General features: G+C 71.3%; 17 protein-coding genes and 1 pseudogene. 13 read left to right on the top strand and 5 right to left on the bottom strand.

Features of this window, described 5'->3' with window-relative positions; all coding sequences use genetic code 11:
- The first annotated feature begins 198 nt into the window (after nt 1–198).
- A complete protein-coding gene (locus tag NP777_RS24085; protein WP_256652375.1) occupies nt 199–1,803 on the top strand; it encodes a CocE/NonD family hydrolase in 1,605 nt (534 codons plus the stop codon).
- 45 nt (nt 1,804–1,848) lie between these two features.
- On the opposite strand, the gene NP777_RS24080 is transcribed toward NP777_RS24085, so the two are convergent.
- Nucleotides 1,849–2,373, bottom strand: coding sequence for an NAD(P)-dependent oxidoreductase (locus NP777_RS24080; protein WP_256652266.1), 525 nt, complete (start codon nt 2,371–2,373; stop codon nt 1,849–1,851).
- Between the two features lie 65 nt (nt 2,374–2,438).
- On the opposite strand from NP777_RS24080, the gene NP777_RS24075 reads away from it, so the two are divergent.
- Complete coding sequence (locus tag NP777_RS24075) at nt 2,439–2,681, top strand: hypothetical protein (RefSeq protein WP_256652265.1); 243 nt, start codon at nt 2,439–2,441, stop codon at nt 2,679–2,681.
- The gene (locus tag NP777_RS24070) at nt 2,678–3,484 is read left to right on the top strand and encodes a class I SAM-dependent methyltransferase (protein ID WP_391858563.1); all 807 of its coding nucleotides are present in this window, start codon (nt 2,678–2,680) and stop codon (nt 3,482–3,484) included. The genes NP777_RS24075 and NP777_RS24070 overlap by 4 nt, the downstream gene beginning before the upstream one ends.
- 86 nt (nt 3,485–3,570) lie before the next feature.
- Here the strand turns inward: NP777_RS24070 and NP777_RS24065 are convergent, their stop codons facing one another.
- Entirely contained in the window at nt 3,571–5,031 is a 1,461-nt protein-coding gene (locus NP777_RS24065) for a PucR family transcriptional regulator (protein ID WP_256652263.1), read from the bottom strand.
- A 110-nt stretch (nt 5,032–5,141) separates the two neighbouring features.
- Here NP777_RS24065 and speB point away from each other — a divergent pair, with 110 nt between their 5' ends.
- The 9 genes and pseudogenes from speB (at nt 5,142) to NP777_RS24015 (ending at nt 13,851) form a co-directional block, all read left to right on the top strand.
- A complete protein-coding gene (speB, locus tag NP777_RS24060) occupies nt 5,142–6,104 on the top strand; it encodes an agmatinase (protein ID WP_256652262.1) in 963 nt (320 codons plus the stop codon).
- Nucleotides 6,097–7,638, top strand: coding sequence for a purine-cytosine permease family protein (locus NP777_RS24055; RefSeq protein ID WP_256652261.1), 1,542 nt, complete (start codon nt 6,097–6,099; stop codon nt 7,636–7,638). The genes speB and NP777_RS24055 overlap by 8 nt, the downstream gene beginning before the upstream one ends.
- 7 nt (nt 7,639–7,645) lie before the next feature.
- Nucleotides 7,646–8,290, top strand: a complete 645-nt coding sequence (locus NP777_RS24050; protein WP_256652260.1) for a cyclase family protein — start codon at nt 7,646–7,648, stop codon at nt 8,288–8,290.
- 53 nt (nt 8,291–8,343) lie between these two features.
- On the top strand, nt 8,344–8,835 hold the full coding sequence (locus NP777_RS24045) for a YybH family protein (protein WP_305890076.1): 492 nt from the start codon (nt 8,344–8,346) through the stop codon (nt 8,833–8,835).
- A complete protein-coding gene (locus tag NP777_RS24035) occupies nt 8,832–10,280 on the top strand; it encodes a gamma-aminobutyraldehyde dehydrogenase (RefSeq protein WP_256652374.1) in 1,449 nt (482 codons plus the stop codon). Before NP777_RS24045 ends, NP777_RS24035 begins: the two co-directional genes overlap by 4 nt.
- A 92-nt stretch (nt 10,281–10,372) precedes the next feature.
- Nucleotides 10,373–10,885 (top strand): GNAT family N-acetyltransferase, encoded by a 513-nt coding sequence (locus NP777_RS24030; protein ID WP_256652259.1) that lies wholly within the window; start codon nt 10,373–10,375, stop codon nt 10,883–10,885.
- Between the two features lie 156 nt (nt 10,886–11,041).
- Entirely contained in the window at nt 11,042–11,806 is a 765-nt protein-coding gene (locus NP777_RS24025; protein ID WP_256652258.1) for an SGNH/GDSL hydrolase family protein, read from the top strand.
- Nucleotides 11,807–11,914: 108 nt separating this feature from the next.
- Nucleotides 11,915–12,826, top strand: a pseudogene (locus tag NP777_RS24020) (extracellular catalytic domain type 1 short-chain-length polyhydroxyalkanoate depolymerase); the annotation flags it as partial.
- Nucleotides 12,827–13,098: 272 nt separating this feature from the next.
- The gene (locus tag NP777_RS24015; protein ID WP_256652257.1) at nt 13,099–13,851 is read left to right on the top strand and encodes a class I SAM-dependent methyltransferase; all 753 of its coding nucleotides are present in this window, start codon (nt 13,099–13,101) and stop codon (nt 13,849–13,851) included.
- 15 nt (nt 13,852–13,866) lie between these two features.
- On the opposite strand, the gene NP777_RS48145 is transcribed toward NP777_RS24015, so the two are convergent.
- The 3 genes from NP777_RS48145 to NP777_RS24000 form a co-directional block, all read right to left on the bottom strand.
- Complete coding sequence (locus tag NP777_RS48145) at nt 13,867–15,642, bottom strand: ricin-type beta-trefoil lectin domain protein (protein WP_256652256.1); 1,776 nt, start codon at nt 15,640–15,642, stop codon at nt 13,867–13,869.
- 124 nt (nt 15,643–15,766) lie between these two features.
- Entirely contained in the window at nt 15,767–17,308 is a 1,542-nt protein-coding gene (locus tag NP777_RS24005) for a long-chain-fatty-acid--CoA ligase (RefSeq protein WP_256652255.1), read from the bottom strand.
- Nucleotides 17,305–18,846 (bottom strand): ANL family adenylate-forming protein, encoded by a 1,542-nt coding sequence (locus tag NP777_RS24000; protein WP_256652254.1) that lies wholly within the window; start codon nt 18,844–18,846, stop codon nt 17,305–17,307. Before NP777_RS24000 ends, NP777_RS24005 begins: the two co-directional genes overlap by 4 nt.
- Before the next feature lie 254 nt (nt 18,847–19,100).
- Between NP777_RS24000 and hemA the strand changes: the two genes are divergently transcribed.
- On the top strand, nt 19,101–20,354 hold the full coding sequence (gene hemA, locus NP777_RS23995; RefSeq protein ID WP_391858562.1) for a 5-aminolevulinate synthase: 1,254 nt from the start codon (nt 19,101–19,103) through the stop codon (nt 20,352–20,354).
- The last annotated feature ends 410 nt before the right edge of the window (nt 20,355–20,764 follow it).

The following is a 20,764-nucleotide window of genomic DNA, read 5'->3' as shown; positions in this document are numbered from 1 at the left end:
GCCACGGCGACTTGCCCCGCCACGGCGACTTGCGGAATCCATCCAAGCATCTACTATTCTCGTACGTGGTACGAGATTAGCGGAGGGGAACGCGGGATGACGTCACACACACGCGATGGAGTGTCCGGAGCCACCGGCGGCGGGGCCGGAACCACCTGGGTCGCGCCCTCTGCCAAGCCGCCGCTGTCCGCACGGATGATGCGGGCGACCTGGCGCGGCCTTCCGGCCAAGCGGTACGAGGCGGGATGGGAGCCGGGCCTGGAGGTCCCGGCCGCCGACGGCAGCCTCCTCCGCACGGACCACTACTTCCCGCGCGCGGACGGCGACTTCCCCACCCTGCTGGTGCGCTCGCCCTACGGCAGGGGAGTGCCCTGGTCACCCATGTACGGCGTGCTCTTCGCCGAGCAGGGCTTCCACGTCGTGCTGCAGAGCTGCCGCGGCACCGGTGGCTCGGGCGGCGAGTTCCACTTCTGGCGGAACGAGGCCGCCGACGGCCTGGCCACCGTGCGCTGGTTGCGCGACCAGCCCTGGTTCAACGGCGCGCTGGGCACCCTCGGCCCGAGCTACCTCGGCTATGTGCAGTGGGCGCTCGCCCTGGACCCGCCGCCGGAGCTGCGGGCGATGGTGGTGCAGGTCGGCCTGCACGATCCGTATGCCCTGTTCCACCGCGACGGTGCCCTGCGACTGGAGAACGCGCTGCTCGTGGGCTCCGGTATGACCTCCCAGCACCGGGGGTTCGGCCCCTTCCTCCGGGCCACGCTGCGGCTGCGGCGCCACCTCGCGGAGATGACCCGGGCGCTGCCGCTGCGCGGCTCGTACGTCCGCGGACTCGGGGGCGAAGTGCCCTGGCTGGACGAGGTGATGTCGCACCCGGACGCCGACGACCCGTTCTGGGAGGGCGCGTCCACGGGTGGCGCCGCGGCCACCTCGCCCATCCCCACCTGTCTGATCAGCGGGTGGCATGACGCGCTGGTGGACCAGACCTTCGAGCAGTACGCCCGGCTGCGCCGGGCGGGCTGCGAGACCTCCCTGCTCGTCGGCCCCTGGACCCACACCTCCGCGCTTCAGGCGGGCTGGCCGGAGGTCTTCGCCGAAAGCCTCGCCTGGCTGCGTGCCCATCTGTGCGACGACCCCTCGGGGCTGCGCCCGGCCGGGGTGCGGGTGCACATCGGTGGTCAGGGGCACTGGCGGGACCTCGCCGAGTGGCCGCCGTCCCCGGCCGTCGGCCAGTGGTTCGCCGCGGGGGACGGGCGGCTCCTCCGGCAGCCGCCCGAGACGTCCGTCCCGCTCGCCGCCTTCCGCTACGACCCGGCCGATCCCACCCCGTCCATCGGCGGGCCACTGCTCTCGCCAGCCGCCGGGAGCCGTGACAACGGCGACCTCGAGGGGCGCCCCGATGTGCTGACGTTCACCAGTGAGCCGCTGAACGAGCCCATGGATGTCCTGGGCCCGGTGGCCGCACGGCTGCGGATCTCCACGGACACCGGGTACGCCGATGTCTTCGCCCGGCTCTGCGACGTCGACGAAAAGGGCCGCTCCTTCAATGTGTGCGACGGGCTGGTGCGGCTGCCCACCACACCGGCGCACCCCCTGGAGATCACCGTGCCGATGAGCTCCACCGCCCACCGCTTCGTCCCCGGCCACCGGATCCGTCTGCAGATCAGCGGTGGCGCCCACCCACGGTTCGCCCGTAACACCGGAAGCGGCGAGCCGGTGCTCGACGCGACCACCCTCACGCCCGTGCGCGTCACCGTGCACGGGGGCTCGGCCCTGGAACTGCCCCAGGTCCGCGCCGAACGATGAAACGGTCGCCGGCGCGCGGGGGGCGTCAGCGGCCGTTTCATCCGTTCACGGCGTATCGGCCGTCTCATCCGGTTCGCCCAGGTCGGCGCGCCAGTCCGTGACCTCGCCCGCGGTGTGCGGGGAGACGATGACACCCGGCATCTCCCACAGGGGCGAGTCCACCGGCAGCGGCTCATGGGTGAAGGCGTCCAGCGCGGCCCCGGCCGGCCTGCCCTGGGCCAGGGCGTCCACGAGGGCCTGTTCGTCGACGAGCGGGCCACGCCCGACGTCGACCAGCCGCGCGCCCCGCTTCATCGCCGCCAGTACGGGCGCGTCCACCATGCCACGGGTGGCGGGGGTGAGCGGGGCGGCCGGGACCACATAGTCCGCCTCGCCCAGCGCTTCGCGCAGACCCGCCGGGCCGTGCACCACGCCGAAGTCCGGGTCGGCGGCCCGTGGTGTGCGGCCGGCGCCACTGACCCGCCTGCCGACCGCGCGCAGCAGCCCGGCGACGGCCCGCCCGATGGAACCGGTGCCCCAGACCAGGACCGTACGGTTGCCGATGCGCTCGCTGTCCGAGGGGGCCGCCACTCCCGGCGGCGCTGATGCTCCCAGGTGCCGGGGAAGTCCTTGGCGAGGGAGACGACGCTGACCACTTGCTGGACGACAACCCGGCCCTGTGGTTCCTGTGGGACGACAGCCAGGCTCACCGGTTCTGCCGTCCCCGGTGGTGCGAAACGGATGCGCCGCAAGGAGACTTCGCGTGCACGCTGTACCTGGAGCATCCCGGCGAGCACTCATGGGCGTTCGTTGACCCGGTGGTGGAAGCGTTTCGGAACCAGATCGAACGCGCCCTGGACACGCTGACGGCGGCCGGCGCGGGAGGATGGGGCACATGACATCCGAGACCGGCTATCTGCTGGACAACCGGCAGCGCGAGGCCGGCCGGCGCTTCGAGGCGCTGGCCGAGCTGTTCGACCCCTGGACCCTGGACCACCTCGACCAGCTCGGCCTGGCCGCCGGATGGCGCTGCTGGGAGGTGGGAGCGGGCGGGCCCTCGGTGCCCACCGCCCTCGCCGAGCGTGCCGGGCCCACCGGGCGGGTGCTGGTGACCGACATCGACACCTCCTGGCTCACCGAGCTGTCCGGCCCGGCCACCGGACCGATCGAGGTACGGCGCCATGACGTGGCCCGCGACGAGCCACCGGGCGACGGCTTCGACCTCGTCCACGTCCGGCTGGTGCTGGTGCATCTGCCCGACCGGGCCGAGGCGCTGCGGCGGATGGCCGGGGCGGTGCGGCCGGGCGGATGGCTGGTGGTGGAGGACGCCGACCCGGCGCTCCAGCCCCTGGCCTGCCCCGAGGAACGCGGCCCGGCCGAGGAGCTGGCCAACCGGATCCGCCGCGGATTCCGCGCGCTGCTCGCCGAGCGCGGTGTGGACCTCGCCTTCGGCCGCACCCTGCCCGCCCTGCTGCGCGGCGCCGGGCTGCACGACGTCCGCGCCGAGGGCTGCTTCCCGCTGACCTCCCCGGCCTGCCGGGAGCTGGAGGCGGCCACCGTGCGCCAGCTGCGCGGGCAGCTGGTGGCGGGCGGCCTGGCCACCGAGGAGGAGATCGAGCGCCACCTGGACCATCTGCGCGGCGAGGGCATGGACGTCACCACCGCCCCGCTCATCACCTGCTGGGGCCGACGCCCGCACTGAGCGCCGAACGCACCGAGGAGCCACATTCGGCCCCGAGCAGAGACACTCAGCCCCGAGGAGCCACACTCGGCCCCGAGCAGAGACACTCAGTCGAGCAGGCCGAGCTGCCCCGCCGCCCGGATCGCCAGCCAGACCTCGGCGAACGCGCCGGTGGTGGACAGATCGCGGCCGGTCAGCTCGCTGAAGCGGCGCAGCCGGTAGGCGAGCGTATTGGGGTGCACATGGAGCGCCGCGGCCGCCTCGTCCGTACGGCGGTCGCGCTCCATCCAGGTGCGCACCGACGTCAGCAGCCGTGAGCCGTGACCGGTGTCGTAGCGCAGCGCCTCGCCCAGCACATGCTCGACCAGATCGGTCAGCGCGGCCGGGTCGTCGGGCAGCCAGCGGCCGGTGACATCGTCGCCGTACCGCACGAGGGCGCGGCCGGACGCGACGGCGTGCGAGGCCGCCCACAGCGCCTCGCGCTGGGCGATCCGCAGCGGTGAGCCGGGGCTGAACGGGCGGCTCATCCCGGCGGCCACCCCCGGCAGGGACTCGACCGCCTCACCCAGGTCGGGCGAGCCGAGCAGATAGCGGTCCTCACCGCGCTTGAGCAGCAGACACGGCTGGTCCTCCAGCGCCCGCAGCACGGCGTCCTCGGTGACGCCCCTGACCACCGCCAGCACCGTCTCGCCCTCGATGGAGTGGCGCAGCAGATGGCGCCGCGCCACCGCGGGTTCGAGCGCGCCCTGGAGCAGCTCGGCGAGGGTCTCCGCGCCCTCGCGGCGCAGCGTCTCCCGCTCGGTGCGGACCATGGCGAGCTGGAGGGCGGCCACCGTGGCGATATGCTGCACCACGGCGAGCCCCGCCGGGCGTGCGCCCTCCCGCTCGAAGGCGATGAGGAAGCCCGCCGGGCCACCGGGGGAGGGGACCGGGAGGGCGAAGCCACCGGGGATGGTCGGCGGGGCGTCCGCCGAGCCGGGGATCACCGACGCGTCGGGCGCGGGCACCCCCGGCAGCAGCGGCCGGCCCTGCGTGGTGCACAGATAGATGTCGTAGCCGGACAGCTTCTCCAGCCGGCCGAACAGCGTCGCGGTGTCCAGATTCTCCGAGGTCAGCCAGCGCAGCGCGCCGAACACCTGAAGCTGGGCGCCCAGCCGGTGCCGGGCGTCCTCCTGGACGGCGGCGGCCACCTCCTGCGCCACCGCCATGAACGGCACCGCCAGCGGAATCTCCAGGACCGGCATCCCCCGCTCCTCGGCGGCGTCGAAGAACGCCCGGCGCAGCGGGGGCATCCGCAGCTGGGCGGAGACCGCCAGGGCGGCCACCCCGGCGTCGTCCAGCCGCTCCAGATAGGCGCGCTGCCCGGCCGCCGAGCGGGGCATCGCTATCCCCGTCGTCATGATCATTTCGGAGCCGAGCAGCCAGGGCGTGGGGTCGTCCAGCTCGCTCACATGCGCCCATGACACCGAGCGGTGCAGCCCCGCGCCACCCGCGATCAACCGCAGTTGCAGGGCCGGATACGACAGCAGATCCTCGACCGTCACACCCTGCTCTTTGTTGTTCACCACAAATCGAGCCTAACTCTTTGGCTCAGCAACGATTGTCGCGCGGTTCCTCCGCTGTGCAGACTCGCTCGACCGGACCCCACCGGCGCACGTCAAGAAGGGACCGCAACACCATGACCGAACCCCGAGGACCCGTCGACTCCTCCCGGGTCCCGCGCTTCGCCGGCCCGGCCACCTTCGCCAGGCTGCCCCGCCTCGACGAGGTCGCGGGGGCCGACGTGGCGGTGGTGGGCGTCCCGTTCGACGGCGGTGTCTCCTACCGCCCCGGCGCCCGCTTCGGGCCCGCCGCGGTCCGCGAGGCCAGCCGGCTGCTGCGCCCCTACCACCCGGGCCTGGACGTGTCCCCGTTCGCCACCCAGCAGGTGGCCGACGCCGGGGACATCGCCGTCAACCCCTTCGACATCGGCGAGGCCATCGAGACCATCCAGGACGCCGCGGGCAGCCTCCAGGCCGAGGGAACCCGCCTGGTCACCATCGGTGGCGACCACACCATCGCGCTTCCGCTGCTGCGCGCCGCCGCACGGCGCCACGGCCCGGTCGCGGTGCTCCACTTCGACGCCCACCTGGACACCTGGGACACCTACTTCGGCGCCGAGCACACCCATGGCACCCCGTTCCGCCGGGCCGTGGAAGAGGGCATCGTCGACACCTCCGCCCTCTCGCACGTCGGCACCCGCGGCCCGCTGTACGGCAAGCAGGACCTCACCGAGGACGAGAAGCTGGGCTTCGGCATCGTCACCTCCGCCGATGTCTACCGGCGCGGCGCCGACGAGGTGGCCGACCAGCTGCGGCAGCGCATCGGCGACCGGCCGCTGTACATCTCCATCGACATCGACTGCCTGGACCCGGCCCACGCCCCCGGCACCGGCACCCCCGAGGCGGGCGGCCTGACCTCGCGCGAACTCCTGGAGATCCTGCGCGGACTGGCCGGATGCCGGCTGATCGGCGCGGACGTGGTGGAGGTGGCGCCCGCCTACGACCACGCCGAGATCACCTCGGTCGCGGCCTCCCACGTCGCCTACGACCTGATCAGCCTGCTCGCACTGGGGGGGAAGCGGGAGAAGACGGATGAGTGAATCCCCGGCGCTGACCGAGGTCGAGAGCTACGGGGTCGAGCGCATCCCCGACGCGGACCGCAGCGCGACCCCCTTCGACCTGTTCCGCGTCGCGTTCGGTGGCGCCAACACCTTCGCCACCTGTGTGCTCGGCGCCTTTCCGATCCTCTTCGGGCTCTCCTTCTGGCAGGGCCTGGCGGCCACGTTGCTCGGCGTGGTCGGCGGCTCCCTGATCCTCGCCCCGCTCGCGGTGTTCGGCCCGTGCAACGGCACCAACAACGCGGTCTCGTCCTCGGCGCACCTGGGGGTGCACGGGCGGATCGTCGGCTCGTTCCTCTCGCTGCTCACCGCCATCGCGTTCTTCTCCATCTCGGTGTGGTCCTCCGGTGACGCGCTGGTCGGCGGCGCCCACCGGCTGCTGGGCGTGCCACAGAACGACGGGGTGTTCGCGCTCGCCTACGGCGTCTTCGCGCTGCTGGTGCTGACGGTGTGCGTGTACGGCTTCCGGTTCATGCTCTTCGTCAACAAGATCGCGGTGGTGGCGGCCTCGACGCTGTTCGTCCTCGGCTTCTTCGCCTTCGCGGGGGACTTCGACCCCGGCTACCAGGGGATGTTCCCCTCGGCGTCCACGGCCGGGTTCTGGCCCGCGTTCATCGGCTCGGCGCTGATCGTGCTGTCCAACCCGGTGTCCTTCGGCGCCTTCCTCGGCGACTGGGCGCGCTACATCCCCGCCGACACCGCGCGCCGCAAGGTGGTCACGGCGGCCTTCGCCTCGCAGCTCGCCACCGTCCTGCCGTTCTTCTTCGGCCTGGCCACCGCCTCGATCATCGCCAAGAAGGCCGCGCCGTACATGGACGCGGGCGCGCCGAACTACGTCGGCGGACTGCTGGCCATCTCGCCCGGCTGGTACTTCCTGCCGGTGTGTCTGCTCGCCCTCATCGGCGGCATGTCCACCGGCACCACCTCGCTCTACGGCACCGGCCTGGACTTCTCCAGCGTGTTCACCCGGTTCAGCCGGGTGCAGGCCACCCTGCTCGTCGGGGTGATGTCGATCGGGTTCATCTTCCTCGGCCGCTTCGCCGCCAATCTGTCCCAGTCCATCTCCACCTTCGCCACGCTGATCATCACCTGTACCGCCCCCTGGATGGTCATCATGGTGCTCGGCTATGTGACCCGGCGTGGCTGGTACGACCCCGATTCGCTCCAGGTGTTCAACCGGCGCCAGCGCGGCGGCCGCTACTGGTTCCACCACGGCTGGAACTGGCGTGGCATGGGCGCCTGGCTGACCGCGGCGGTGCTCGCCCTGCTCTTCGTCAACGTCCCCGGCCAGTTCGTCGGGCCGTGTGGCGATCTGGCCGACGGCGCGGACATCTCGCTGCCGGTGGGCCTCGCCACCGCGTCCCTCCTCTATCTGGCGCTGTTGTGGCTCTTCCCCGAGCCGCGCGAGGTGTACGGGCCCGAGGGGCCGCGGCTGGTCCGCGCCTCGGACGCGCCCGTACCGCCGATCACCACGGAGGCCGGTACGCCCGTGCCCGCGGTGGCGGAAGGGGTGTGAGGCCGGCGTGCGCCTCATCGACCTCTCCGTACCCGTGGCCACGGGCATGCCGGTCTACCCCGGCGATCCGCGGGTGGCCATCGCCCCCGCGCTGAGCGTCGCCGCCGACGGGGTGAACGTCCTGCACCTGGACATCGGGTCGCAGTCCGGCACCCATGTCGACGCGCCGTTCCACATCGACGACGCGCTGCCCACCCTCGACCGGCTGCCCCTGGAGCGCTTCTGGGGCCGGGCGGTGGTGGTGGACGCCCGTGGCGCGGGGCCCCGGACACCGCTCGGGCCGTCCCTGTTCGAAGGCCGGCTGCGGGCCGGGGCCATCGTGCTGGTGGCCACCGGCTGGTCGCGGCACTGGGGTCACGACGACTACCTCGCCCATCCGTATCTCACTCCGGAGGCCGCCGAACTCCTGGTGGAGGCCGGGATCCGCACCGTCGGCATCGACGCGCTGAGCGTCGATGCCACTCCCGCCGACGACCTCCCCGCCCACCGGATCCTGTGCGGCGCCCACGCCGTTATCGCCGAGAACCTCACCGGTCTCGACCCCCTGCTCGACGCGCAGACGGCGGGAGAGCCCATCGAGGTCTCCCTGCTGCCGCTGCGGCTTCCCGCCGCCGACGGCGCCCCGGTACGGGCCGTGGCCCGCGTCGGCTGAACCACCCACGCATGGCACACAAGGCACGCATGGCACGCAAGGAGCACCACCCCATGAACGACGAGGTTCTGCGGGCCGCCGACGCCCTGGTGGCGGCTTTCGGCGAAGGCCGTCTCGACGACTACTTCGCGGCGTTCGCGCCCGACGCCACATTCGTCTTCCACACCACCTCCGAACGCCTCGGCTCCACCGCGGACTACCGGGCACTGTGGGACCGCTGGGTCGCGGAGGACGACTTCCGCGTCCTGTCCTGCGCCTCCACCGACCGGCTGGTCCAACACCTCGCGGACACGGCGGTGTTCACCCACCGGGTGGAGACCACCGTGAGCACCACGTCCGGTGCGGAGACCACCCACGAGCGCGAGACCATCGTCTTCCGCCGTCAGACCCACGGCCACTGGCTGGCCGTGCACGAACACCTCTCGGCAGCGCCCGGCACGACGACGGCCACGGCCACCGCCACGACGACGGCCACGGCCCCTCCCACGACGACGGCCACGGCCACTCCCACGACGACGGCCACGAGCACGGAAACGGAACGATGAGCGAGCTTCTCGTACTGCGCAACCACATCGACGGCGAGTACACCGACGCGGCCGACGGCGGCCATCTGGAGGTCACCGACCCCGTCACCGGCGAGGTGTACGCCACCTCGCCCCGGTCCGGCGCCGCCGACGTCGACGCCGCGATGGCAGCCGCCGCGGCGGCCTTCCCCACCTGGCGCGACGCCACCCCGTCCACCCGGCAGAAGCTGCTGCTGAAGATCGCGGACGCGGTCGAGGCGCGAGCGGAGGAGATCGCGGACGCGGAGTGCCGCAACACCGGAAAGCCGCGCGCCCTCACCCTCACCGAGGAGATCGCCCCGATCGTCGACCAGATCCGGTTCTTCGCCGGAGCCGCGCGTCTGCTGGAGGGCCGGTCCGCGGGCGAGTACATGGAGGGCCTGACCTCGATCGTCCGGCGGGAGCCGATCGGGGTGTGCGCCCAGGTCGCGCCCTGGAACTACCCGCTGATGATGGGCGTGTGGAAGTTCGCCCCGGCCCTCGCCGCGGGCAACACCGTCGTCCTCAAGCCGTCGGACACCACCCCCGCCTCCACCGTGCTGCTCGCGGGCATCATCGGCGACATCCTCAAGGAGATGGGCCTTCCGGCCGGCATCTTCAACGTGGTGTGCGGCGACCGCGAGACCGGCCGGCTGATGGTCGAGCACCCCACCCCGGCGATGGCGGCCATCACCGGCTCGGTGCGGGCGGGCATGCAGGTCGCGGCGTCGGCGGCGAAGGACATCAAGCGGGTCCACCTCGAACTGGGCGGCAAGGCCCCGGCGGTGGTCTTCGAGGACGCCGATATCGCGGCGGCCGTCGAGGGCATCTCCCTCGCCGGATTCTTCAACGCCGGACAGGACTGCACCGCGGCCACGCGCGTCCTGGTCCACGAGTCCATCCACGACGCGTTCGTGAGCGCGCTCGCCAAGGCCGCGGCCGAGATCAGGACGGGTGGTGGCATCGACGACGAGGACGTGCTGTACGGGCCGTTGAACAACGCCGACCAGCTGGCCCAGGTCACCGGCTTCATCGACCGGCTCCCGGCGCACGCCACCGTCGAGACGGGTGGCCACCGGGTCGGCGACAAGGGCTTCTTCTACGCGCCGACCGTGGTCTCCGGGCTCAGGCAGGACGACGAGATCGTCCAGAACGAGGTCTTCGGCCCCGTCATCACCGTGCAGTCCTTCCGCGACGAGGCCGAGGCCGTCGCGTACGCCAACGGCGTGGAGTACGCGCTGGCCTCGTCGGTGTGGACCAAGGACCACGCCCGCGCGATGCGGATGTCCAAGGCCCTGGACTTCGGCTGCGTCTGGATCAACACCCATATGATCCTCGCCGCCGAGATGCCGCACGGCGGCTACAAGAAGTCCGGCTACGGCAAGGACCTCTCCGCGTACGGCTTCGAGGACTACACCCGCGTCAAGCACGTCATGACGGCCCTCTGAGATCCACCGCCCTCCCGCCTGTCATCACCGCGCCGCTCGACCCGGCGCGGTGATGGCACACCCGGTGCCGTACGTGCGTAGCCTGGTGCGCCATGAGCGAGATGATATTGCGCCGGGCCCAAGTCTCCGACCACGGGACGATCGTCGAGTGCGTCCGGGAGTGGTGGGGCGACTCACGCACCCCCGGCCAGGCGCGTGAGCTTTCCATGCTGCTGCCCAGACTGTTTCTGCAGTTCTTCTCCACCACCAGTCTGGTGCTGGAGGACGGCGACGGCATAAAGGCGTTCCTCGTGGGTTTCCACGCCGCGGACAACGACCACGAGGCGTACATCCACTTCGTCGGGGTGGCGCCCGAGCTGCGCGGGCAGGGCGTGGGCCGCAGGCTCTACACGGCGTTCTTCCAGCGCGCCGCCGAGGCGGGCCGCCGCGAGGTGCACGCCATCACCTCGCCCCTGAACACCGGGTCGGTGGCCTTCCACCGGGCCATGGGGTTCATGCTCGAGGAGGGCGACCGTGAGGTCAACGGCCTTCCCGTGCACGGCGATTACGACGGCCCCGGGCAGCACCGGGTGTGTTTCCGCCGGCAGATCGCCGTTCATCGCTGACTGGGGACGAGAGGGCTTGACGGTGGTGGTGCGCTGCTCTACACCAGTATGGGAGCGCTCCCATGGCTCCCGTGATGTGTTCCACGACCAGGGCGTCCGTATCCGTTCCGCGGCCGCCCACGGACCGAACCTCATGGACCGCCGAAAGGAAAGCGCATGACACGCGCCAGACATCCGCTCACCGCCCTGATCCCCTTACTCGCGTTCCTCGCCGTTCTCGTCCCGCTCGGCGCCGGCACGGCGCACGCCGAGTCCAACGGCGGGGTGAAGGTCATGCCGCTGGGCGACTCGATCACCGACGGGTTCAACGTCCCGGGCGGCTACCGCACCGGCCTGTGGCAGAAGCTCACGGCGGGCCGTTACAAAGTCGACTTCGTCGGCTCGCTCTTCAACGGCCCGTCAGGCCTCGGCGATCACGACCACGAGGGCCACTCCGGCTGGACGATCCAGCAGATCGACGACAACGTCGTGAACTGGCTGCGCACCCAGAACCCGCACACCATCCTGCTGCACATCGGGACCAACGACATCTATGGCAGCAACCCCGCCGGGGCGCCGGCCAGGCTCTCCACCCTCATCGACCACATCACCGCCCAGGCGCCGAACGCGGAACTCTTCGTCGCCACCATCACCCCGCTGGGCTTCATGGACTCGACCGTACGGGCGTACAACGCGGCGATTCCCGGCATTGTGCAGAGCAAGGTCAACGCGGGCAAACGCGTCCATCTGGTTGACATGTACAGCGCATTGACGCCCGCGGACCTGGCCGACGGAGTGCACCCCAACGCCGGTGGCTACGACAAGATGGCCGACATCTGGTGGCGGGCGCTGCGGTCGGTGCCGGGCAGCATCGGCAACCCCTCTCTCGCCGCCACGCGGTCCGGGGCGCACGGTAGCGGGTCGGCCGCACGGGCGGCATGAGCCGCCCCCTCACCGTCACAGCCCAGGAAGGACCGTCATATGAACCACACCCCCGCCCCCGCGGAAACCACCCGCACGCCCGGCCGCCGCCGAAGGACACCGAGGTCGATGGCCGCGGCGTTACTCGGCGGCGTACTGCCGCTGCTCGCCGCGCTGTTCCTGCTGGCACCGCCACCCGCGGCGGCCGCCTCGCTCACCGAGGTCACGGGCTTCGGCAACAACCCGAGCAACCTCCGCATGTACGAGTACGTGCCGAACAACGTCGCGGCACGGCCCGCCGTCGTCGTGGCGGTGCACTACTGCACCGGCTCGGGGCCCGCGTTCTACTCAGGCACCGAGTTCGCCTCCCTGGCCGACCGGTACGGCTTCATCGTCATCTACCCCTCCGCCACCAGAAGCGGCGCCTGCTTCGACGTCTCCTCCCCACAGGCGCTGCGGCACGACGGCGGCAGCGACCCGGTGGGCATCGTCTCGATGGTCCGCTACGCCCAGCAGCGCCACAACGCCGACCCCAACCGGGTGTACGTCACCGGCGCCTCGTCGGGCGCCATGATGACCAACGTCCTGCTGGGCGACTACCCGGATGTGTTCAAGGCGGGCGCGGCCTTCGCCGGCGTGCCCTTCGGCTGCTTCGCCACCACCGACGGATCCGGCTGGAACACCGCCTGCGCCAACGGCACCATCACCAAGACACCGCAGGCGTGGGGCGACCTCGCGCGCGGGGCCTACCCCGGATACCAGGGCGCCCGGCCGAGGATGCAGTTGTGGCACGGCACCGCGGACGGCACCCTGCGCTATCCGAACTTCGGCGAGGAGATCAAGCAGTGGACCAATGTGCTCGGGGTGAGCCAGACCCCCGTCTTCACGGACCATCCGCAGTCCTCCTGGACCCGCACCCGCTACGGCGCCACGGGCAACCAGGCCCCCGTTGAGGCGATCAGCGTTCAGGGCACCGGACACTCCCTCCCGATTTCCGGAATGGCCGCACGGGCCATCACCTTCTTCGGCCTGGACGCCGGATGACCCGCTGACGGGCCGACCACACGAAGAACGGGCCGACACGGTGAACCGGCCGACACGACGATGAGAAAGGCGCCTCGGGGCCGCCGAAACCGGCCCCTTGGCGGCCTTCCGCGGGTACGTGGGCGGCCGGTGCCCGCAGCCGCGGACAACTCCTCCGCTACCTCGCCCCCGGCCCCGCCGACGCCCGTCCGCGCCCTTGCCGCATACCCTCTGAGCTGGTCTTTCTCCAGACCCGTGGCTATGTTTCACCCCTCGGGAAAGGGGAGGACGTGGACCGGAACATACGCACGGTGGACGACGTCTTGAGGCTCCTGGACGGCCTCTTCGCACCGGAGGCCGACCGCTGGACGGCCGACGGTGCCTCGTGGTGGGACGGTTTCTACGCGGACCGCTCCAAGGCCGTGCCGTTCTTCGTGGCGAAGCCCGACGAGCATCTGGTGTCATACCTCGACCGTGGCCTGATCACCCCGGGCCGGGCCCTCGACCTCGGGTGCGGCCCCGGCCGTAACGCCCTCCACCTCGCCTCCCAGGGCTGCACGGTGGACGCCGTCGACCTCTCGCCCACGGCCATCTCCTGGGCCGAGGAACGCGCCCGTGCGACCGGGGCCGAGATCCGTTTCCACCGCGGCGACGCCTTCGCACTCACCGTCGGCGAGTTGGCCGGGCCGTACGACCTGATCTGCGACTCCGGCTGCTTCCACCATCTGCCGCCGCACCGCCGGATCAGCTACCTGGCGCTCCTCGAGCGCGCCCTGGCCCCCGGTGGCCATCTCGCCCTCACCTGCTTCGCGGCGGGCGCGATGGGCTCCGAACTCCCCGACGTGGCCTGCTACCGGCAGTCCGGGCTCCACGGTGGCCTCGCCTACACACCGGATTCCCTGCGCTGGATCTTCTCCGAGTTGACCGAGATCGAGCTGCGCCGGATGCGCGACGAGCCGTCCGGCTCCCCGCTCTTCGGGGAGCCGTTCCTGTGGACGGCCCTCTTCCGTCGCCCGACCGGCGCGGGAAGCACGGCGGACTGAGGGCGCCGCCGGTGGTCAGCGGGGTGGAGCGGGGCCCGACACCGACACATCGGCCGAGGCGTCCCCGAGACCGGCGTTCCACCGCTGGTCGTCGCGGTCCTCGGCCGAGCGCAGCTCGACCTCGCTGCCGGGGTCGTCACCGTCCGGGGTGACCGCGAAGTCGGGTGCGATATGAGGGCGGATCACCCCGTCGCGGTCGACCGCGAACCGCAGGTTCTCGCCGTTGTCGCCGTCGGCGGAGGAGCACGGCCAGATGCCGACACCCCGGTCGGTGTCCCCGCGCGAGTCCAGACAGAAGTCGGGGTCGGCCTCGGTGTGCAGCAGCCCCTGGGAGTCCAGCCGCCACCGCTGGGTGTCGCTCCCGCCGCACCGGGCCAGGATGGCGTCCGTGCGCTTCTCCAACCGCTGGTCGCGGATGTCCAGACAGAGCCCGGAGCCGCCGTTGATCACCGCCGTGAAGCTGTCGTCCGGAATCGGGGCGGCGGGCGCCGGGGCGGTGCTCGGGGGAGTGGTGGCGGGGGCGGTGGTCGGCGGTTCGGTCATGCCGCCGGGGTTCGGCGGGCGTTGTGGCCCCTTCGTCGGGGGCGGGGAATCCGCCGTCGGGTCCGACGACGGAGCCGCCGGGGTGGCCGTGGGCGCAGGGGTGTTCGCACGGCCGGCCGGGGCCATGTCGTCCCCGTCGGACACCAGGAGGGCGACGGTGAGGGCCACCGCCGCCACGGCCGCCACCGCGACCAGCGCGGCCGTCGCGGGCTGCCGGGACCCCGTCCAGGCCCATCGGCGCCGACGGGCCACGGAGCCACCGTCCATCGGCACATACGCCCCGGCTCCCGCGACACCGGTGGACCCCACCGGCGGATACGGCGGCGGGGGAGCCGGGGCCGGGGGAGGCTCCGGCCCCGGCGGCTGCGCGGGCGACGGTGCCGCCGACCCCGCAGACGGCACACCGCCGACCGGTTCCGCCGTGACATAGGCCGTCCCACCCCACCCCAGGAGCCCATCGGCGATCACGGGCCGGGGGTCCTCGTCCATCCGTATCAGGTCGCCGTACACCCCGGCACACGAAGGGCAGCCGGACAGATGGCGGTCCAGGTCGTCGCAGCGCCGGGGGTTGTCCGGCCGTACGGCCGCCTCGATGAGGCCCCGGAACCCCCGGCAGGTCTGCTCGCCGCCGCGCTCCAGATGGGTCCGCAGCCATGCCTCGCGCAGCGCGCCCTGTGCCGTCTCCCGGAGCGTGGGCACGGTGTGCGGCGCCACCCCCGCGAAGGTGGCCACCACCGTGTCGGGCTCCTCCTCCATCACGCTGTACCACAGGACGTCGCGGGTGCGCGCCGAGAGGCTGAGGAAGCCGCCGAGCATGGCCGAACGCTCCCTCGGCCCCGGGAGTCCGGCCGTACCGCCCGTGGCGGTACCGGAGTTGTGGAGCCACTCGGCGAACGCGGGGTCCAGCCGCTCCTCCCGGCTGCCCTCCGCCCAGGTGGCGGCCACCCGCTGGACGAGCAGCAGCAGATGGTGGCGCCACGGCCCCCAGGGGTCGATACCCCGGCAGGTCTCCTGGGCGGCGAGGCCGAAGGAGAGGTCGGCGAGCTGGTCGGCGTCGGCCTGGGCCCTGCCGCAGAGCCGGGCGTAGGACAGCACCGCCGGAAGGTGGCGCTCCCTCAGTTCCTGGGTGGCGGGGAGGGCGGTGGGCGCCCCGGAGCGGATCCGCTCGGTGAGCTCCGTGTCGGACAGTCGGGCGTACGACAGCTGTCCGGTGGTGGCATCGGGTTCGGTTCCGTGCGGGTCGGTCACCCTCACCACTCCTCGCGTCACCGACAGTGAGACGAGTGCCCATAGTGGTGGAGGGCGCGGGTGCGGGTAAAGGTATCCGCCAGGAACTCCCCTGAGACGACAAATCTTTACCGGTCGGTTTCGGCTACCGGCCGGTGGTGAAGCGGCCGACGAGTTCGCGTTTGAGCACCTTGCCGCTGGGGCCCAGGGGGAAGGCGTCGATGAACTCCACGCGGCGGGGGTACTTGTGCCCGGCGAGCCGCTCCCTGGCCCACGCCACGATCCCGGAGCCGAGTGCCGCGTCCGGAGCCGTTCCGGGGCGTGGCCGCACCACGGCGCACACCTCCTCGCCGTACACCTCGTCGGGCAGTCCGATGACGGCCACCTGGGCGATGGCCGGGTGGTGCATCAGCACGTCCTCGACCTCGCGCGGATACACGTTGTAGCCGCCGCGCACCACCAGGTCCTTCTTGCGGTCCACGAGGGTGAGATAGCCCTCCGCGTCCTTGGTGCCGAGGTCGCCCGAGCGGAACCAGCCGTCGACCAGCACCTCGGCCGTGGCCTCCGGACGGTTGAGGTAACCGGCCATCACATTGTGGCCACGGATGACGATCTCACCGACCGCGCCCGTCGGCAGCAGCTCGACGCGGTCCTCCACATCGGCCGCGGCGATCTCCGCCTCGACGCCCCAGATCGGGCGCCCCACCGTCCCCGGTCTGCGCGGCCACGCCTTCTGGTTGTAGGCGACCACCGGTGATGCCTCGGTCAGCCCGTACCCCTCGTAGATCGGGCAGCCGAAGACCGCCTGGAAGTCCTCGAGCACCTTCACCGGAAGCGCTGAGCCCCCGGAGAAGGCGCGGTCGAGGGCGGGGCGGCGGGGGTCCTCGGCGGCGGCGTCGAGCAGGGCCAGATACATGGTGGGCACGCCCATGAAGACGGTGCACCCCTCGGTGACCATCAGGTCCAGCGCGCGGGGGCCGTCGAACCGGTCCATCAGCACCATCGTGCCGCCCGCCAGGAATGTGGTGCTCATTCCGCAGGTCTGCCCGAAGGTGTGGAACAGGGGCAGACAGCCGAGCAGCACATCGTCGGGGCCGAGATCGAACGGCGAGCGCATCGTGGTGCTCACGTTCATCACCAGGTTGAAGTGGGTGATCATCGCACCCTTGGGACGGCCGGTGGTGCCCGAGGTGTACAGGACCACGGCGAGGTCGCCGGGTTCGCGCGGAACACACCGCTCGATGGGCTCGGTGCCTTCGGCGAGGGTGTCCAGGCGCGGCCGGCCGCCGTCCTGCTCCTCCAGCACGGTGACCACCGGAACCCCGGCCACCTCCGCTCCCTTGGCGCCCTCGGTGAGCATCGGCGCCCCGCACACCAGCACCTTCGACTCCGAGTCACGCAGCACATGGACGATCTCGTCGGCGCGCAGCAGACCGTGCACCGGGACGGCCACGGCGCCGAGCGCCAGCACCCCGTAGTACACCATCGGGAAGTGCGGGGTGTTCGGCAGCAGCAGCGCCACCCGGTCGCCGGGGCGGATGCCCTGGTCGCGCAGTACGGCGGCGTACCGCCGGGTGGCGTCCCACAGCTCGCGGTAGGTGATGCGCCGCGAGCCGAAGACGAGCGCGGGGTGGTCGGGGCGCCGCAGCGCGGACTCGGCGAGCACCGCCGCCGCGGTGAGCGTCATGCCCCGGCCCGCTGGGCGGCCAGCCGCTGCTTGTCCGGCTTGCCCGCACCGGTCAGCGGAAGGTCGTCGTGGAAGGTGATGGCGGCCGGCACATGCTTGGGCGAGAGCTCACCGGACACATGGTCGAGCAGCGAGGTGAAGTCGGCGGCGCCACCGGGCCGGAGCACCACGGCGGCGTGAATGTGCTCCACCCGGTCCCCGTCGGCCACTCCGTACACCGCGGCCTGGGCCACCTCGGGGTGGGTCAGCAGCGCGTTCTCGACGGCGGTGGGATGGACCTTGATCCCGTTGGTCTTCATCACCTCGCCCACCCGGCCGTGCAGTCGCACATAGCCGCGCTCGTCGAGGGCGCCCAGGTCGCCGGTGTACACCCAGCCGTCGCGTACGGACTCCGCGGTCAGCTCCGGCTCGCGCCAGTAGCCGAGCATGTTGAACGGCGACCGTACGCAGATCTCACCGATCTCGCCCACCGGCAGATCGCGCTGGTCGTCCACGTCGCGGATGCGCACCTCGGCGGTCAGCCGGCCGGCGGTGGACCGCAGTTCGGGGTCGAAGTGGTCCGGCGGGGCGAGCACGCTGATCCCGCTGGTCTCGGTGGTGCCGTAGAACTGCAGCAACACCGGGCCGAACACCTCGACCGCCTCGGCCAGCCGGGCCGGGGCGGCGGGGCAGCCGCCGTAGGAGATGATCTGGATGCTCGACAGATCGGTGTCCTTGATGGCCGGGTGGTCCACCAGCATGTACAGCTGCGGAGGGGTGAGGGTGAGCGCGGACACCCGGTGGCGCTCCACCGCGTCGAGCACCGCGCTCGCGTCGAAGCCGTCGTGCAGCACCACCGTGCCACCGGAGGCGAGGGCGAGGTCGGCGCCCGAGCCGTTGGAGTGGCTCACCGGCAGCGTGGACAGATAGGTGATCGGGCCCGGAGCGTCAAGTCCCGCCCGCAGATAGAGAGTTCGGACGCGGAAGGGGAGGGTCACCCCCTTCGGGGTGCCGCTGGTGCCACTGGTGAACAGGACCACGGCCGGGCGCTCGGGGTCGGTCTCCACGACCGTCAGATCGAAGGCGTCCGCGTCGCCCGTGGTCAGGTCCAGCACATCGGGGCCGAGGGAGCCCAGCGCGGCGAGCCGGGGTGGCTCCGGCAGACGCTCGCACAGCTCCCGGGCCAGGCCCAGGTTCTCCTCGTCCACGGCGAGGAAGGTGGCGCCCGTCTTCTTCAGGATCTCGTGCCGCTCGCGGGTGGCCAGCTGATCGGTGGGGTCCACCGCGTTGGTGGAGTGCAGATGGACCACCGTGGCACCGATGAGGTTCGCCGCATAGCGCAGAATGATGGTGGCCGGGGTGTTGGCGACCGTCAGTACGGCCACGACCGGAATTTCTTCCTCCGCTATCTGGCGGCGCAGCAATTCCGCCGCGGTGACCACGGCATGGGCGAACTCACCGGCGGTGCACCGCTCATCGTCGCGGAGCAGGGCAACCCGCTCCGAATCGGCCGATAGAGCCTCGAGGACCCGTCGGACGTAATTGTCGGTCGGAGACATCGAAACTCCAGTTCGCCGTGTGCCGATGAGTTCAAGGTGCCGTTTCCCGCTGCAGGATGACACCCGGTCCCCGTCATGGCAACCTTCTCCCATCCACCCGTCAGTTTCTTGCCGTGAAACCGGGTCGGAGGTGCGGAAGTTGCCTTTCGGCATACCGATTGACGGCCGACCGCATGTAGATTGGCGCCGACGGGGGGTCGTTACGGCTCATCCCGCTTTCTGCGCGATCCCCAAGTAGCCTAAAAGCGAAGTGAGTGGACGTGACGACCCAATATCTGGACCTGTTTTCGCGCCTCACCGAGGGTTCTGACGGTGGAAAGCGAGAGTTCCTGGAGATCGGACGGCTCGCTGGTCAGTTCCCCGCCGCCAGCGTCAGCGGCGTCGAGGACACCTCCCGGATCAGCGTCTGGTGCAGCAACGACTACCTCGGCATGGGCCAGCACCCCGCCGTCCTGGAGGCCATGAAGGAAGCCGTCGACCAGTACGGGGCGGGCGCCGGCGGCTCGCGCAACATCGGCGGCACCAACCACTACCACGTATCTCTGGAGAAGGAACTCAGCGCGCTCCACGGCAAGGACGACGCGCTGCTGTTCACCTCCGGCTACACCGCCAACGACGGCGCGCTGTCCGTCATCGCGGGCCGCATGGAGGGCTGCGTCGTCTTCTCCGACGCGCTGAACCACGCCTCCATCATCGACGGCCTGCGCCACAGCGGTGCCCAGAAGCGGATCTTCCGCCACAACGACACCGCGCACCTCGAGGAGCTGCTCGCCGCCGCCGACCCCGACGCGCCCAAGCTGATCGTCGCCGAGTCGGTCTACTCGATGAACGGCGACATCGCGCCACTCGCCGAGATCGCCGACATCGCCAAGCGCCATGGTGCCATGACCTTCCTCGACGAGGTGCACGCGGTGGGCATGTACGGCCCGCAGGGCGCGGGCATCGCGGCGCGCGAGGGGCTGGCCGACCGGTTCACCGTCATCATGGGCACGCTGGCCAAGGGTTTTGGCACCAACGGCGGGTACATCGTGGGCCCGGCGGAGGTGATCGAGGCGGTGCGGATGTTCTCCCGCTCCTTCATCTTCACCACCGCGCTGCCGCCCGCCGTGGCCGCCGCCGCCCTCGCCGCCGTGCGCCATCTGCGCTCCTCGGAGGCCGAAAGGGAACGGCTGTGGGCAAACGCACAGTTGATGCACCGGCTGCTGAAGGAGCGCCGGATCCCCTTCATCTCCGATCTCACCCACATCGTGTCCGTGCTGGTGCGGAACGAGGCCCTGTGCAAGCGGATGTCCACGGCCCTGCTGGAGCGGCACGGCATCTATGTGCAGGCGATCAACGCCCCCAGCGTACGGGCCGGCGAGGAGATCCTGCGGGTGGCACCCGGAGCCGTGCATTCCATCTCCGCGGTGGAGATGTTCGTCAAGGCCCTTGACCAGGTCTGGGAGGAGCTCGGCGGCCCCCGCGAGGACGTCGAAATACGGTTGCGCAATGGGGTCGACCGGGGTTAGGCAAAAGTGGCGCACAGCATGTGGATCTTGCTTGACACGCCTTGGCGGCGAGAGGTTTGATGAGCCCACGCGAACAGCTGGGTGATTCTTGAGACCCGCTAGCGGAACGGGGATCTCGGGGGAGCACTTCATGGGGTGCCGCGGCGATGCGGCACGCTTTGGCCCGGTGCGAACGGGCGGAAACGGGGGTTTCGGGGTGACGCTTGCGTATGTCCTCGACGGTGGTATGAACGATCAGCCGGGAGCCGGCGCAGAGCTGTATGAACTCTTTCCGAGTGTGCAGCACACCTATCAACGAATCGCCGGGTGGACGGGTATCGAAGTCCAGCGGATATTCGAAGAAGAACGGCAACCCGGACAAGAGCATCGACAAGGGATCGGCGCCATTCGTCAGGCCGCGGCCGTATTAG

The organism is Streptomyces rugosispiralis, assembly GCF_024505145.1.
In the GTDB taxonomy this organism is placed as follows: domain Bacteria; phylum Actinomycetota; class Actinomycetes; order Streptomycetales; family Streptomycetaceae; genus Streptomyces; species Streptomyces rugosispiralis.
Note: the sequence above shows the minus strand (reverse complement) of the source record. Positions and strands in the feature narration are given on the sequence as shown.

Coding starts and splice junctions, on each gene's coding strand:
- NP777_RS24085 (WP_256652375.1), top strand. CDS start 199: ATGCGGGCGACCTGGCGCGGCCTTCCGGCCAAGCGGTACGAGGCGGGA.
- NP777_RS24070 (WP_391858563.1), top strand. CDS start 2,678: ATGACATCCGAGACCGGCTATCTGCTGGACAACCGGCAGCGCGAGGCC.
- speB (WP_256652262.1), top strand. CDS start 5,142: ATGACCGAACCCCGAGGACCCGTCGACTCCTCCCGGGTCCCGCGCTTC.
- NP777_RS24055 (WP_256652261.1), top strand. CDS start 6,097: ATGAGTGAATCCCCGGCGCTGACCGAGGTCGAGAGCTACGGGGTCGAG.
- NP777_RS24045 (WP_305890076.1), top strand. CDS start 8,344: ATGAACGACGAGGTTCTGCGGGCCGCCGACGCCCTGGTGGCGGCTTTC.
- NP777_RS24035 (WP_256652374.1), top strand. CDS start 8,832: ATGAGCGAGCTTCTCGTACTGCGCAACCACATCGACGGCGAGTACACC.
- NP777_RS24030 (WP_256652259.1), top strand. CDS start 10,373: ATGAGCGAGATGATATTGCGCCGGGCCCAAGTCTCCGACCACGGGACG.
- NP777_RS24025 (WP_256652258.1), top strand. CDS start 11,042: ATGACACGCGCCAGACATCCGCTCACCGCCCTGATCCCCTTACTCGCG.
- NP777_RS24005 (WP_256652255.1), bottom strand. CDS start 17,308: ATGACGCTCACCGCGGCGGCGGTGCTCGCCGAGTCCGCGCTGCGGCGC.
- NP777_RS24000 (WP_256652254.1), bottom strand. CDS start 18,846: ATGTCTCCGACCGACAATTACGTCCGACGGGTCCTCGAGGCTCTATCG.